Genomic DNA, 11,949 nt, shown 5'->3' with positions numbered 1-11,949 from the left:
CTCCGCACTCGATGCGGAGCTCTGTAGGTGGAGAACGCTATTCGCCGGACCAGCTCCGCATCAAGTGAGGAGCACACGGCAATCAATTGCGCGCTGGAAACCCTGCATCATTCATCCTATCTAAAGCCCATGACCAACACCCCGATCACCGAAATGACCACCCGCGCGCAGGACATCTTCCGCGTCGTCGTGGAATCCTATCTGGACACCGGCACCCCGGTGGGATCGCGCACTATCTCGAAGGCACCCGGCTTCGAACTGTCGCCCGCGTCTATCCGCAACGTCATGCAGGATCTGGAAGAACTGGGCCTCCTTGCAGCGCCCCATACCAGCGCCGGACGAGTGCCTACCGAACTCGGCCTGCGGCTGTTTGTCGACGGCATGATGCAGGCAGCGGAGCCGTCACAACAGGAACGCGAGGCGATTGAGCGCCAGATCACCGAACAGGGACCGGTCGAGGAAGCCCTGCGCGCCACGACATCCATCCTTTCCGGCCTTTCCTCTTGCGCGGGTCTGGTACTGGTGCCGAAGCGCGAGCCGCTGCTGAAACAATTCAGTTTTGTAAAACTGTCCGAAGGGCAGGGGCTGGCGATCCTCGTATCGCAAGACGGCGTCGTCGAAAACCGCGTACTCGATTTGCCACAAGGCGTATCGGAATCTGCACTGGTGGAAGCGAGCAACTATCTGTCTGCGCGCTTCAGCGGGCTGACGCTCAGCGAGGCGCTGCTGCGGCTGGATCGCGAGATCAGCGCCGGCGAACTGGCGATCGACAAGGCCTCCGAAGAACTGGTCAAGGCAGGTATGGTTACCTGGAGCCGCGACTCTTCCGACCGGCCGGTGCTGATCGTGCGCGGGCAGGCCAATCTGCTCAAGGACGATAGCGCGCTGGCCGATCTCGACCGGGTCAGACGGTTGCTCGACGAGCTGGAAGGCAAGCAGGAAATCGCCCGGCTGCTCGACAATGCCCGCGATGCCGAAGCGGCCAAAATATTTATCGGTGCGGAGAATAAATTATTCTCGCTTTCCGGCTCATCTGTGATAGCGGCGCCCTACAAAGACGGCGACGGACAGGTAGTTGGCGTGGTCGGCGTAATCGGCCCGACGAGGTTGAATTACGCGCGGATCGTACCCATGGTAGACTTCACCGCGCAAACTCTGTCCCGTTTGCTGTCGAAATAATGAAAATAGAGTGATCCAAGCAATGAGTGATACCAAGTCAAATCCCGAAGAAAAAAATGACGATGCTGCTGTGGCAGCTGAGCTCGATGGCGTGCCAGAGTCGATGAAAGATGGTGGGGCCAAAGAAAATGATGGCGAGACGCCTCAGCCGGAAAATTCCGACAATCGTATCGAGGCTTTGGAAAATGAACTGGCCGAAGCGCAGCAGGCTGTGCTCTACGCGCAAGCAGAAACCCAGAACGTCCGCCGCCGTCTCGAAAAAGACGCCCAGGACGCGCGCGCCTACGCCGCGACCAGCTTCGCCCGCGACATTCTGTCGGTGATGGACAATATGCAGCGCGCCCTTGAAGCGATCCCTGCCGAGGTCAAGGACGAGCAAAAGTGGAAGGGCCTGATCAACGGCATCGAAGCCACGGGCCGCGAACTGCAGTCGGTGTTCGAGAAAAACGGCATCAAGCGCGTCGCCGCCGTCGGCCTGCCGCTCGACCCGAACCAGCACCAGGCCATGGTCGAAATCCCGACCGACGAGCATGAACCGGGCACCATCGTGCAGGAAATGCAGGCCGGTTACGTGATCAAGGACCGGTTGTTGCGGCCGGCCTTTGTAGGGGTGGCGAAGAAGGCGGAAGAGTAGGGTAATTCGATCGCGGGAGAGATTATCAATCTTTTGCTAGCGCTTACAGTCATCACCGGATTGATTGCGCTAATGTGGCATACAGAACGATCAAGGCCTGAAAGGCCCCCGGCGGCAGGGGTTGATGATCCTGCCGATCCTGTGGATTATTCTGTTTTTACCGATGCGCACGACAGGGTCATGCTGGCTAGGGAATTTCCTGATCGGTTGTTGGAACTGGGCCCTAAAGAACCGCGAAAGTCCCAGCGAAGGATCAAAAAATGCTGGGCGAAATCGCTTTCTGAGTTTGAAGAAGCTTGCGCTCGCATAGAAAACCAGTCCACCACATTTGACCTCGCGCCCCGGTTGTTGGCGCAAGCCAATAAAATCGCTATCACGTTGCTGGTTGATCATTCGGGATCGATGCGGGGTGAAAAAATCGCCGAGACGGCCGCGGCTATCAAATGGGTGGCCGAATATCTGACGGAAAAAGGCATCGCCTGCGAAATATTGGGTTTTACCACAAGCAGCTGGCAGGGCGGTTTTCCGCGGCTTGAATGGATCGAAGCTGGAAAGCCGGCCTATCCCGGAAGGCTTAATGCTCTGCTGCACGTGATCTATAAATCTTTTGACCAGAATCCCGACGACCAAAGTTGGAACACGATGTTGCATCCCGAGCTTTTGAAAGAAAATATCGACGGCGAAGCAATATCATGGGCAGCCGATCGCCTTAGGGCGCGCACGGAGCCACAAAAGCTATTGGTTGTTGTGTCGGATGGCGCGCCTGTTGATGATTCGACATTGGCGGAAAACGGACCAACGATATTGGAGCGGCATTTGCTTGAAACTCTTGATCAAATCAATCGGCCTGGCGACATCAGAATCGGCGGCGTTGGTGTCGGGTATGACGTGAACCGATATTACGGAATATCAGCAGGCAGTGATGATTTGTCGTTGCTTGCCGATACGATTTTCAGTGTTTGCAGTCAGCTCCTACAACATGAGCCAAGATAGCAGTCATGCCAGCGAAGGCTGGCATCCAATCCGCCCTATGCGAGCCTCACTACTCTTGGTTTAAGCCCCAGCCTTCGCTGAGGTGACGCCTATTGCCGAACGTTTATCGCCAATTCTCAAAACAGCGAATTCCCCATCCCGCCATCGACCACCAGGCTTTGCCCGGTTGCATAGCCGGCCATCTCGCTACAGAACATCGCGACAAACATTCCCATATCCTCGGCATCACCAAAGCGACCGACCGGGATCCGGGCCTGCTTGACAAATTTCGCAACTTCCTCGTCATAGCTGGTGCCATTAGCTTCCGCATCGCTGTCGATCGTGCCGCGGATGCCCGGTGTGTGATGCATGCCAGGCAGGATATTGTTGATTGTCACGCCATGACGGGCGACCTGTTTGGCTACCGCGACGGTATAATTGACAAGCGCTGCGCGCGGCGGCCCCGACAGGACACGCATCGCGGCCGGATATTTCGCCGCACCGGTCGCGATATTGACGATCCGGCCCCATTTCCGCTCGATCATGCCGTCGATTACCGATTTGATAAACTCGACGGGGCTGAGCAGGGTCAGCGACAGCGCCTCTTCCCAGTCGGCGCGGTCGACGGTGCGAAAGTCGCCGGAAAAGGGGGGAGGGGAGCAGGTCGCCACCAGAATGTCAGGATCGGGGCAGATGGAGAGAATGTGCTCGCGGCCCTCGTCGCTGCTGTGATCGGCGACAATGGGCGTAATATTGGCACCGGTTTCGCGGGCCAGTTCCTCGCAGGTTTTCATCAGCCGCTCCTCGCCGCGAGCGGTGATGAACAATTCGGTTTTCTCCCGCGCCAGCGCCAGCGCCGCGCCGCGCCCCAGTCCAGCGCTGCCGCCATTGACCAGAGCCTTCTTGCCGGTGATTCCCAAATCCATATGGCCTCCATCCTGAACGGTGATGGATCCTCACTAGCCGGAGCGGGCCGGCCTGCCGACTAGCCATAATGGGAGACGGCGCAGTTTTGTCTTATTGCATCGCCATATACATGGCCGCTGCCAGACCAAATCCCCGCGGATCGCCTACCAGTCCGGACTCCATTTTGTTCATGACATAGGAAAAGCACAGTCTGGCATCCTGGTCGACGATTACGGACGATCCGCCATAGCCGCCCCAGAAGGCGGTGTTTGTATTGGGACTGAGCGGCATGGCCGGGTTGTTCAGGCCATATCCCATGCCGAAGGTCAGCGGCAGGCCCAGCACCAGATCGACGCCGTCGGTCTGTTTATCAAAAATGCGTCTGGTGCCGGCTTCCGACAATATGGTTTTGCCAAAGGCTTCGCCGCCATTGGCCATCGCGGTTTGCGCGCGGACGATACTGCGGGCATTCCCCTGACCATTGGCGGCCGGAATTTCGGCTGCGCGCCATGCCCTTTTTCTCGGGTCTGTGGCATCGACGCTTGGATTGGCGAAGGTGCGACCGGCGATCGAATCCGAAGGGGGCGAGGGGCGGCTTGGCGGTGGAACGAGATTGGCGATACGCTCGTCCAGCGCCGCATCCGCACCGATATGAAAATCCGCGCCGGTTGGCTCGGCGATTTCCTGACGGAAGAAATTGCCGATCGTCTGACCGGTCACCCGGCGGACGATTTCGCCGATCAGATGGCCCTGGGTGATAGCGTGATAGCCCGACTGGCTGCCCGGCTTCCACCATGGTTCCTGTTCTGCCAGAGCCTTCGTCATCCATTCCCAGTCGTAGAGCGCATCGCCATCGACCTTCTTGTCCATGCCCGACAGACCGGCTGAATGGCTCAGAAAATGCCGGACTTCGATATCTTTTTTACCATTTTGGGCAAATTCCGGCCAATATTTGCCGGCTGGTGCATGCAGATCGACCGCGCCGCGATCGGCAAGCAGCAGCAGCGACATCGCCGCCATCGTCTTGGTGCTGGACCAGACATTGACCAGCGTATCTTCCTGCCATGGCTGGCTGCGGTCCTCATCCAGATGGCCGCCCCACAGGTCGACGACAAATTCACCATCCAGCGTGATCGCAACGGAAGCGCCCAGATCGCCATGCTCGGTGAAATTTCGCTCGAATGCCGTTTTTACCGCCTCGAAGCGGGGATCGCATTGGCCGTGAATTGGGATGTCCATGGATGACTCCTGATTGATATTAACTGCTCGATTAACAGCTTGTTGCGGTTAGTCCAACACCTTCATGCAATCTCCGCTCGCGGTTTCCGCCGCAAAGCGAAAGTTATTTTGAAGGATTTCGAGAGACTTACGAACTTTTTTGCGTGGAACTCTTTTCAAAGATTGTATTAAGATATATCTTAAAAGTAACCTAGATAGACAAGAAAGGCCTGATTATGATGCATGGAAGAAAGTTTGGACCGGGCGGACCCGGAGGTCGTCGGGGCCGCGGGTGGAACCCGGAAGTCGGCCAAAAATTTGCGCGCGCTTTTGCTGAGGCTGCGTTTGAAGGAGCCAAGGGCAAGCGGCGTGGCCGGATGTTCCGACGCGGCGAACTGCGGCTCGTGCTGCTTCACCTGATCGCCGAGGAACCCCGGCACGGCTATGACCTGATCCGCCAGATCGAGGAGATGACCGGCGGCCATTATGCGCCGAGTCCGGGCATCGTCTATCCGACGCTTACGCTGATGGCGGAAATGGACCTAATCGGCGAAACGCTGGGCGAGGACGGTAAGAAAATCTACTCGATCAACGACCGCGGCTCCGCCAAGCTCGCGGAAGAGGAGGAGCATGTCGACCATATTCTTGAACGGCTCGACGGCGTCTCGAAAATGGGCGAGGCCAGCGACGGGGCCTCAATCCGCCGCGCAATGCACAATCTGAAAAGCGCGGTCCGCATCCGGCTAGCTGACGAGGAAAAGGGCTCGGACAAGATACTGGATGTTGCCGCGATCATCGACGAGGCGGCGAGCAAGATCGAACGGCTGAAATAGAGAGCTCAACGCCGAAGCTTTGCTAGCCTTGAGCCCGTCGACCAGAAACCCTTCGACAGGCTCAGGGCGAACGGCGACTTCAGCCGGAACAGAGCGACGTCCCAAAGTCCGTTCGTGCTGAGCTTGTCGAAGCACGGCTGGTACAAGGGAAGCACCCGGAAAAGTGGCCTCCTTAGCGGTCTCCCAATAACAGCACCATCTGCACATTGCAGCGCGCATAGGGTGTCGGCCACAATTCGTCGGCACCGAGATGCCGGAAGCCGCTGCGCTCGTACAGCCGCACAGCAGCCTTGAGATCGGCATTGGTCTCCAGCCATATCGCATCGGCATCCATCGCCTCCGCCTGCGCAATCAGCGCGTCCATCACCGTTCGACCGATGCCCATCCCGCGCAAGTCCTTGCGCGCCGCCATCTTGACGATCTCCAGCCAGCTCCGGCCGTCATCGGGGTCGTGATGCGGCGGCAGGATAGCACCGGTACCAACCACCAGCCCGTCCTGTTCGGCCACGACAATCTGCCCGCCTTTACCCAGGATAGATGCTTCCAATTCTTCCAATTGCTCGCGGTCGCTGTCCTCCAGGACAAAATATTCCTCGATCCAGTCGCGGTTGAGATCGACAAAAGTCTACCTATCGTCCGCCTGGTAGAGGCGGGTCGTAACGCTCATCCGAACATCGTGAACAGGATCACCGCCATAATCGTCCCGACCACCGGTATCACCACCGTCAGCGCTCCGACAGCGCCATAGGCGTCCTTGTGGGTCTCTCCGCAAACCGCGCGGATTGTGGTCACGACATAACCATTGTGCGGCAAGCTATCGAGTGCACCGGAGGAGATCGCAACGACCCGGTGCAGTTGATCCGGTTGTGCGCCGGCATCCAGATAGTGCGGCGCAATCAGGGGCAGTGCGATCGACTGGCCGCCGCTGGCAGAACCGGTCAGCCCAGCAATCACGGTTACCGCAATCGCCGCGCCGATCAACGGGCTGCCCGGAATATTCTGGACCATCACCAGCGCTTCCTGAAAGGCTGGCGACAGTTTCGCGACCGAACCGAAGCCTACCACTGCGCAGGTGTTGGTGATCGCCACTACCGCACTGGTAGCGCCTCGCGAAAAGGCGTCGGGCATCGATTTCAGCTTCTGATAGCCAACGATCAGCGCCACCACAGCACCCGATCCAAGCGCCGCCACCAGCGCCCATTTGTCGAGCGACTCCTGCGGCAGGATCGCCGATAGCGGTCCCATATTCTGGGGATATTGGAAGATCAGGAAGACCGCGAGGACGGCAACCAGTGGCAGGATGCAAAGCAGCGGCGCGGGGAGGTCGGTATAATCGGTGTTATGGTCATCGCTTTCGCGACCGACAAAATGTTCGCCCTTTGCGACTGCGCGCTTGACCATATGGTTGAGCCAGAAATGCCCGGTGACTGCCATGAACAGCGCGACTACCAAGCTGACTTGCCACCCGGCATAAGCGGTGGTCCCGAGATATTCCATCGGGATCAGATTCTGGATTTCCGGCGAGCCAGCGCTGGTCATGGTGAAAGTGACGGACCCAAAGGCGAGAGCAGCCGGGATGAAGCGCCGCGGCAGATCTGCCTCGCGGAAAAGATGCACCGCGAGAGAATAGACACTGAACGACACAATGAACACGCTGACGCCACCATAGGTCAATATGGCGCAGGCCGCGACGACCGCCAGCACCGCATGCTTGATCCCGATCTTCTCGATCACCCAGTGGGCCACGCTGGCCGCAGCGCCGCTTGCGCCCATGATCTCGCCAAATATCGCACCTAGCAGGAACATGAAGAACCAGCTTTGAAAAAAGCCGACAAAGCCTTCCATATAGGCGGTCGCAAAATCCGGCGCGCCCGCTGCGGCCAGCGGCGGCAACCAGGCAATGCCGCTGGTCAAAGCGACAACTGCTGCCGCCACCGGACCCGCGATCAGGATATTCACCCCGCGCACGGTCATCCATATAAGCAGCGCCAGTCCACCGATGAGTCCGATTGTCGATAGCATGAAAGTCCCCCCAATATGACCATCGTCTCATGGCAGAGGCCAAGCCGGAGGTGCAACTGCTAAATCCGTCATCCCGCGGCCACCGGACTCGCGGGCGAGATAGTCGGGCTGGCGATATTGCGCCACTGTCAGCGCCAGGCTGTCGAAACGGCTGGTCGCAGCAGCGAAGCGATCTGCCCTGCAATTCTCGCTCGTTCAGGAACCATCGACCGAGCAATGTGTTAGATGAGGCACAAGCGACGATATGAGGAGAATGAAGATGATCACACGGACAAAGCAACTGGCATTGGCGGCAACAGCCGCGCTCAGTCTGACGGCCTGCGCAGAAAATTATGCTGCTGAAGGCGCTGGAGCCGGCGCGGCTGCGGGTGCTGCGATTGGTGCCATTACCGGCGGTGACGTGCTTCAAGGTGCCGCGATCGGTGCCGCAGCCGGTGCGGCTGGCGGTTATTTCATCGACAAGAATGATGGCTGCGATGGCTATGACCGCCGCGGCAAGCTGGACGACGACTGCTACGGACTGCGCGGCTATCCCGACGATCCAAGATAAAAGCGCAACCGTTCATACGATCATTTAACGAAGGCGCGGTTTCGCTAGCTTAGCACCGCGCCTTCGGCTAACGCGCGCCGATGATCGGCGCATCCCTAAATCTGCAAGAGCAACACCCCTGGCGGCATGAACTGCGCGTCACGGTTGCGCTTGCGTGGCCTTTGATTCTGTCAAACCTGACGATGGCGCTGATCGGTGCCACGGATGTGCTGATGCTTGGCTGGCTGGGGGCGCGTGAGCTCGCCGGAGCCACGCTTGGTTTCAATCTGGCGATGACTGCGGCCATTTTCTGTATGGGGTTGATAACGGCTTCCGCGCCCATGATGGCGTCGGAAATCGGCCGTATGCAGAACAGCGTTCGCGATGTGCGCCGCACATTTCGGCAAGCGATGTGGGCCGCTGCTTCGGTTCTTTTACCCTTTTGGATATTGCTCTGGAATACCGAGTCGATCCTGTTGGCCTTCGGTCAGCAGCCCGATCTCGCAGCGATAGCAGGCACCTATATCAGCGCCTATATGTGGTCGATCCTGCCATTTCTTTTCTTCATCATCCTGCGCAATTTTATCTCGGCGCTGGAGCAGCCGGTCTGGGCGTTGATCATCAGCATCATTGGCGTATTGGCTAACGCGCTGTTCAACTATGCTCTGATTTTCGGAAAATTCGGGGTGCCCGAATTCGGCGTGGTCGGAGCGGGCATTGGCAGTGTCATGACCAATGTCCTGATGTTTGGGGGCATGGTGCTCGTCGTGCTGCTCCACAAGCGCTTTCGCCGCTATCATTTGTTCGGGCGCTTCTGGCGCAGCGACTGGCACCGGTTCCGGGCGATGTGGAAACTCGGCCTGCCGATCGCAATCACGATGGGACTGGAAGGCTCGGTCTTTGGCTTTGCGGCGTTGTTGATGGGGCTGATCAGTGCAGAATCCGTCGCTGCTCATGCCATTGCGTTGCAGCTTGCGGCACTGACCTTCATGGTCCCGATGGGGCTGGGGCAGGCGGCCACGGTTCGCGTTGGTATCCAATATGGTCGGAAAAACCATGCCGGTATCATGCGGGCAGGATGGGTCAGCTTCGTCCTTGGTACATCTTTCATGGCCGCAATGGCCCTAGTATTCGTCTTGGCTCCCGATTTCCTGATTTCGATGTTCATTGACGCCGATGCACCCGGTAATGCCGAAGTTGCTGCTCTGGCAGTCAGTTTTCTCGCGATCGCCGCCATCTTCCAGATTGTCGATGGCGCTCAGGTCGTCGGTGCCGGCATGCTTCGCGGCCTGCACGACACCACGATACCGATGCTATTTGCGTTGATGGGCTATTGGTTCATCGGCATCGGACTTGGGGCGGGTCTGGCCTTCTGGCAAGGCTGGCAGGGCGTGGGCATCTGGACAGGCTTGGCTGGTGGGCTGACGGTTGTTTCGGTGCTGATGTTGGCCCGCTGGATGATGCGCGCCAAACTGGGTTTGCTGCCTTAGACATCTGGCCAAGATTCGGCGGCTTTTGTCCCGGATCAAGGGGCGACATTGCATTGATATTATCAATCAATACTTCCAACTACTTTCGATTGGATAAATCGACCGGTCCGGCATATTCTCTTTTCATGTCATCAATCCACACAGGAGAGGATCATGAAAAACTATCTGGAAACGCTGCAACGCGAGCACCGGCGACTCAATCGGCTGATTGACAATTGCAAGTCTGCTGCGCGTCAGCAGGAATTGAAGCAATTGAAGCGTGTCCGTTTGCAGATCAAAGACCGGATTGCGGCAACGCGGCGTATTTTGGCAACGCAGACAAGCTAAAATTCGCACCTTTGGTTTGGTTCGCTGGTGATGCTCTGACCCTTCTAAGGGATATTGCGTATGTCCGCGCCTTGACGGTGGAGTTAGTGGCTCCGGTCAGAAGTTGATACCAACCAAACAGAGACTGATCTTATGAAAAATACTTTGAAATTGGCCGTTGCGGCGGCATCATTGGCAATGAGTGGAGCGGCTGTAGCGGGCTCCGGCGATGGCAAGATCCAGGTCAAAGTGCTGGGCACTCTGGTTGCACCCGATGGTAAAATCACGTCGGTCGAACTGGACAATATCGGCTTGCCGGCTGGTACGCAGACCGAGGCGGATGACAATTTCGTCCCGACCATCGCCGCCGAATATTTCTTCACTCCGAATATTTCGCTGGAAACGATCTGTTGCGTCACCCAGCATGATGTAACAGGCACGGGGCCGCTGAGCGGCGCGGGGCTGGTTTCCAATGCCAATATCGTTCCTGCCACCCTAACCGCAAAATATCACCTGGTCACGGGTTCCGGGTTCAAGCCCTATGTTGGCGCTGGACCAACCTATTTCATCTTTATCGATGAAAAACCCGGAGCCACGGCGAAGGCGCTGGGCGCAACGCGGCAAAAGATGAATGACAAGGTCGGCTTTGCCTTGCAGGCTGGCTTCGATCTGCCAATCAATGACAAGGGTCTCGGGCTCAGTGTCGATGCCAAGCGTTACTTCGTGAAAACGACGGCCCGTTGGTATGCTGGCGCTACCGAAGTCTTGCGGACCCGACACCGGATTGATCCGTGGGTCATCAGCGCGGGACTGGCCTATCGCTTCTAGGTGAGCGGCAAACATTGGTGAAAAAAGGGGCCGGATCGCAGCGCGAACCGGCCCTTTTTTCTGTTTTCATCTTGGTCAAAAGGGTAGCAATCCCCGATAATCCTCGAGTCCATAGCCATTCTTCAGTCTCGCACCATTCTGCAACAGGAAGTGATGGCTGACAATTTCCGCTTGCTGTTCAATACCATAATCAGCAAATCTCTTTCCGCGTATCAACTGATAGTCATATCGGCAGAAGGGGTGGCGTGCCAGAGGCAGGAAAACACCCTGCTGATGTTGCCACACATGGACCATCTCGTGAATGAACAGCGCCTGGACGTTGCGCGCCGATCCGCAAAAATCATCGCAGAACAGATTGCTTTCGGGATGAAACCACAGATTGCCATCCGGTGCCATCGTGACGCGGCGGTTCTGGAACGGCCACCACTTGCGATTGAATATCGTCACGTCCGCATAGTCGATTGCTGATCCGAACACCGATTGGCACAGTGCTATCTCGGATTTTGTTAGCGCGCGGCCGGTCACCAGGAGATCTTGTTATTCGGCAGCTGGCGCGGCGTCGCCAGCCTTTCTGACGACGGCATCAATTTCGATCCGCTCGTCGTTGGAATAGATCAGCGTCATTTTCAGCAGCCCGCGTTTTTTTGACCCGGCACCAACGCCCCAGATCATCAGATGCTTCCCACCGGGCTCCAGCTTCACCGTCTTGCCTGCCGGAACCGCGATCGACTTGAGCTTTTCCATGCTCATCACCCCATCCTTTTCGGTGGTCTCGTGCATCTCCATACGAAGCACGTCGTCAGAAGTGACCCCGACTAACGCGGTGTCGACCGGGCCGCCATGGAGGTCCATATAGCCTGCCGAAGGATTGCCTTCGACCGGCGACAGATTGACGACCGCGTGGTCCGCATAGAGCACGTCGCCCTGGCCGCAAGACGCGAGCAAAAGGGCTGTGGATGCGGCCAGTGTGATGGAGATTTTGTTCATTGTGACACCTCGTAAATCCTTGCAAATCCACCCTGATATGGGCGT

At 57.7% G+C, this 11,949-nt stretch carries 14 protein-coding genes; 8 read left to right on the top strand and 6 right to left on the bottom strand.

Annotation, left to right across the window (positions count from 1 at the left end):
• Positions 1 to 129 precede the first annotated feature (129 nt).
• The 3 genes from hrcA to ACN0WW_RS14395 all read left to right on the top strand — a co-directional run bounded on the left by hrcA (position 130) and on the right by ACN0WW_RS14395 (position 2,806).
• Positions 130 to 1,179 carry a heat-inducible transcriptional repressor HrcA gene (gene hrcA / locus ACN0WW_RS14405; protein ID WP_417613584.1) on the top strand — a complete coding sequence of 350 codons (1,050 nt, stop codon included), beginning with the start codon at positions 130 to 132 and terminating at the stop codon, positions 1,177 to 1,179.
• Positions 1,180 to 1,201: 22 nt separating this feature from the next.
• Positions 1,202 to 1,813: a nucleotide exchange factor GrpE gene (grpE, locus tag ACN0WW_RS14400; RefSeq protein ID WP_417613556.1), complete on the top strand. Its 612-nt coding sequence runs from the start codon at positions 1,202 to 1,204 to the stop codon at positions 1,811 to 1,813.
• A 72-nt stretch (positions 1,814 to 1,885) separates the two neighbouring features.
• A complete protein-coding gene (locus tag ACN0WW_RS14395; protein ID WP_417613555.1) occupies positions 1,886 to 2,806 on the top strand; it encodes a cobaltochelatase CobT-related protein in 921 nt (306 codons plus the stop codon).
• Between the two features lie 116 nt (positions 2,807 to 2,922).
• Here ACN0WW_RS14395 and ACN0WW_RS14390 read toward each other — a convergent pair whose 3' ends face one another.
• Positions 2,923 to 3,711, bottom strand: coding sequence for an SDR family oxidoreductase (locus tag ACN0WW_RS14390; RefSeq protein ID WP_417613554.1), 789 nt, complete (start codon positions 3,709 to 3,711; stop codon positions 2,923 to 2,925).
• A 91-nt stretch (positions 3,712 to 3,802) separates the two neighbouring features.
• Positions 3,803 to 4,930: a serine hydrolase domain-containing protein gene (locus ACN0WW_RS14385; RefSeq protein ID WP_417613553.1), complete on the bottom strand. Its 1,128-nt coding sequence runs from the start codon at positions 4,928 to 4,930 to the stop codon at positions 3,803 to 3,805.
• Between the two features lie 215 nt (positions 4,931 to 5,145).
• Between ACN0WW_RS14385 and ACN0WW_RS14380 the strand changes: the two genes are divergently transcribed.
• Positions 5,146 to 5,742, top strand: coding sequence for a PadR family transcriptional regulator (locus tag ACN0WW_RS14380; RefSeq protein ID WP_417613552.1), 597 nt, complete (start codon positions 5,146 to 5,148; stop codon positions 5,740 to 5,742).
• A gap of 172 nt (positions 5,743 to 5,914) precedes the next feature.
• Here ACN0WW_RS14380 and ACN0WW_RS14375 read toward each other — a convergent pair whose 3' ends face one another.
• Both ACN0WW_RS14375 and ACN0WW_RS14370 read right to left on the bottom strand, forming a co-directional pair.
• Complete coding sequence (locus tag ACN0WW_RS14375) at positions 5,915 to 6,340, bottom strand: GNAT family N-acetyltransferase (protein ID WP_417613583.1); 426 nt, start codon at positions 6,338 to 6,340, stop codon at positions 5,915 to 5,917.
• A 65-nt stretch (positions 6,341 to 6,405) separates the two neighbouring features.
• Positions 6,406 to 7,764: a GntP family permease gene (locus tag ACN0WW_RS14370; RefSeq protein WP_417613551.1), complete on the bottom strand. Its 1,359-nt coding sequence runs from the start codon at positions 7,762 to 7,764 to the stop codon at positions 6,406 to 6,408.
• Between the two features lie 259 nt (positions 7,765 to 8,023).
• Between ACN0WW_RS14370 and ACN0WW_RS14365 the strand changes: the two genes are divergently transcribed.
• The 4 genes from ACN0WW_RS14365 (at position 8,024) to ACN0WW_RS14350 (ending at position 10,917) form a co-directional block, all read left to right on the top strand.
• Entirely contained in the window at positions 8,024 to 8,314 is a 291-nt protein-coding gene (locus tag ACN0WW_RS14365) for a YMGG-like glycine zipper-containing protein (RefSeq protein WP_417613550.1), read from the top strand.
• A gap of 80 nt (positions 8,315 to 8,394) precedes the next feature.
• Positions 8,395 to 9,783 carry an MATE family efflux transporter gene (locus tag ACN0WW_RS14360; RefSeq protein WP_417613549.1) on the top strand — a complete coding sequence of 463 codons (1,389 nt, stop codon included), beginning with the start codon at positions 8,395 to 8,397 and terminating at the stop codon, positions 9,781 to 9,783.
• Between the two features lie 153 nt (positions 9,784 to 9,936).
• The gene (locus ACN0WW_RS14355; protein ID WP_417613548.1) at positions 9,937 to 10,110 is read left to right on the top strand and encodes a YdcH family protein; all 174 of its coding nucleotides are present in this window, start codon (positions 9,937 to 9,939) and stop codon (positions 10,108 to 10,110) included.
• Positions 10,111 to 10,242: 132 nt separating this feature from the next.
• A complete protein-coding gene (locus ACN0WW_RS14350; protein ID WP_417613547.1) occupies positions 10,243 to 10,917 on the top strand; it encodes an OmpW/AlkL family protein in 675 nt (224 codons plus the stop codon).
• A 75-nt stretch (positions 10,918 to 10,992) separates the two neighbouring features.
• Here ACN0WW_RS14350 and ACN0WW_RS14345 read toward each other — a convergent pair whose 3' ends face one another.
• A complete protein-coding gene (locus ACN0WW_RS14345; protein WP_417613546.1) occupies positions 10,993 to 11,442 on the bottom strand; it encodes a vgr related protein in 450 nt (149 codons plus the stop codon).
• 12 nt (positions 11,443 to 11,454) lie between these two features.
• Complete coding sequence (locus ACN0WW_RS14340) at positions 11,455 to 11,904, bottom strand: copper chaperone PCu(A)C (protein WP_417613545.1); 450 nt, start codon at positions 11,902 to 11,904, stop codon at positions 11,455 to 11,457.
• Positions 11,905 to 11,949 lie beyond the last annotated feature (45 nt).

This window comes from Parasphingorhabdus sp. (assembly GCF_048269865.1).
Taxonomy (GTDB): domain Bacteria; phylum Pseudomonadota; class Alphaproteobacteria; order Sphingomonadales; family Sphingomonadaceae; genus Parasphingorhabdus.
Note: the sequence above shows the minus strand (reverse complement) of the source record. Positions and strands in the feature narration are given on the sequence as shown.

Excerpts from the sequence above, each read along its gene's own strand:
- hrcA (WP_417613584.1), top strand. The coding sequence starts at position 130 with ATGACCAACACCCCGATCACCGAAATGACCACCCGCGCGCAGGACATC.
- grpE (WP_417613556.1), top strand. The coding sequence starts at position 1,202 with ATGAGTGATACCAAGTCAAATCCCGAAGAAAAAAATGACGATGCTGCT.
- ACN0WW_RS14395 (WP_417613555.1), top strand. The coding sequence starts at position 1,886 with ATGTGGCATACAGAACGATCAAGGCCTGAAAGGCCCCCGGCGGCAGGG.
- ACN0WW_RS14390 (WP_417613554.1), bottom strand. The coding sequence starts at position 3,711 with ATGGATTTGGGAATCACCGGCAAGAAGGCTCTGGTCAATGGCGGCAGC.
- ACN0WW_RS14385 (WP_417613553.1), bottom strand. The coding sequence starts at position 4,930 with ATGGACATCCCAATTCACGGCCAATGCGATCCCCGCTTCGAGGCGGTA.
- ACN0WW_RS14380 (WP_417613552.1), top strand. The coding sequence starts at position 5,146 with ATGATGCATGGAAGAAAGTTTGGACCGGGCGGACCCGGAGGTCGTCGG.
- ACN0WW_RS14370 (WP_417613551.1), bottom strand. The coding sequence starts at position 7,764 with ATGCTATCGACAATCGGACTCATCGGTGGACTGGCGCTGCTTATATGG.
- ACN0WW_RS14365 (WP_417613550.1), top strand. The coding sequence starts at position 8,024 with ATGATCACACGGACAAAGCAACTGGCATTGGCGGCAACAGCCGCGCTC.
- ACN0WW_RS14360 (WP_417613549.1), top strand. The coding sequence starts at position 8,395 with ATGATCGGCGCATCCCTAAATCTGCAAGAGCAACACCCCTGGCGGCAT.
- ACN0WW_RS14355 (WP_417613548.1), top strand. The coding sequence starts at position 9,937 with ATGAAAAACTATCTGGAAACGCTGCAACGCGAGCACCGGCGACTCAAT.
- ACN0WW_RS14350 (WP_417613547.1), top strand. The coding sequence starts at position 10,243 with ATGAAAAATACTTTGAAATTGGCCGTTGCGGCGGCATCATTGGCAATG.
- ACN0WW_RS14340 (WP_417613545.1), bottom strand. The coding sequence starts at position 11,904 with ATGAACAAAATCTCCATCACACTGGCCGCATCCACAGCCCTTTTGCTC.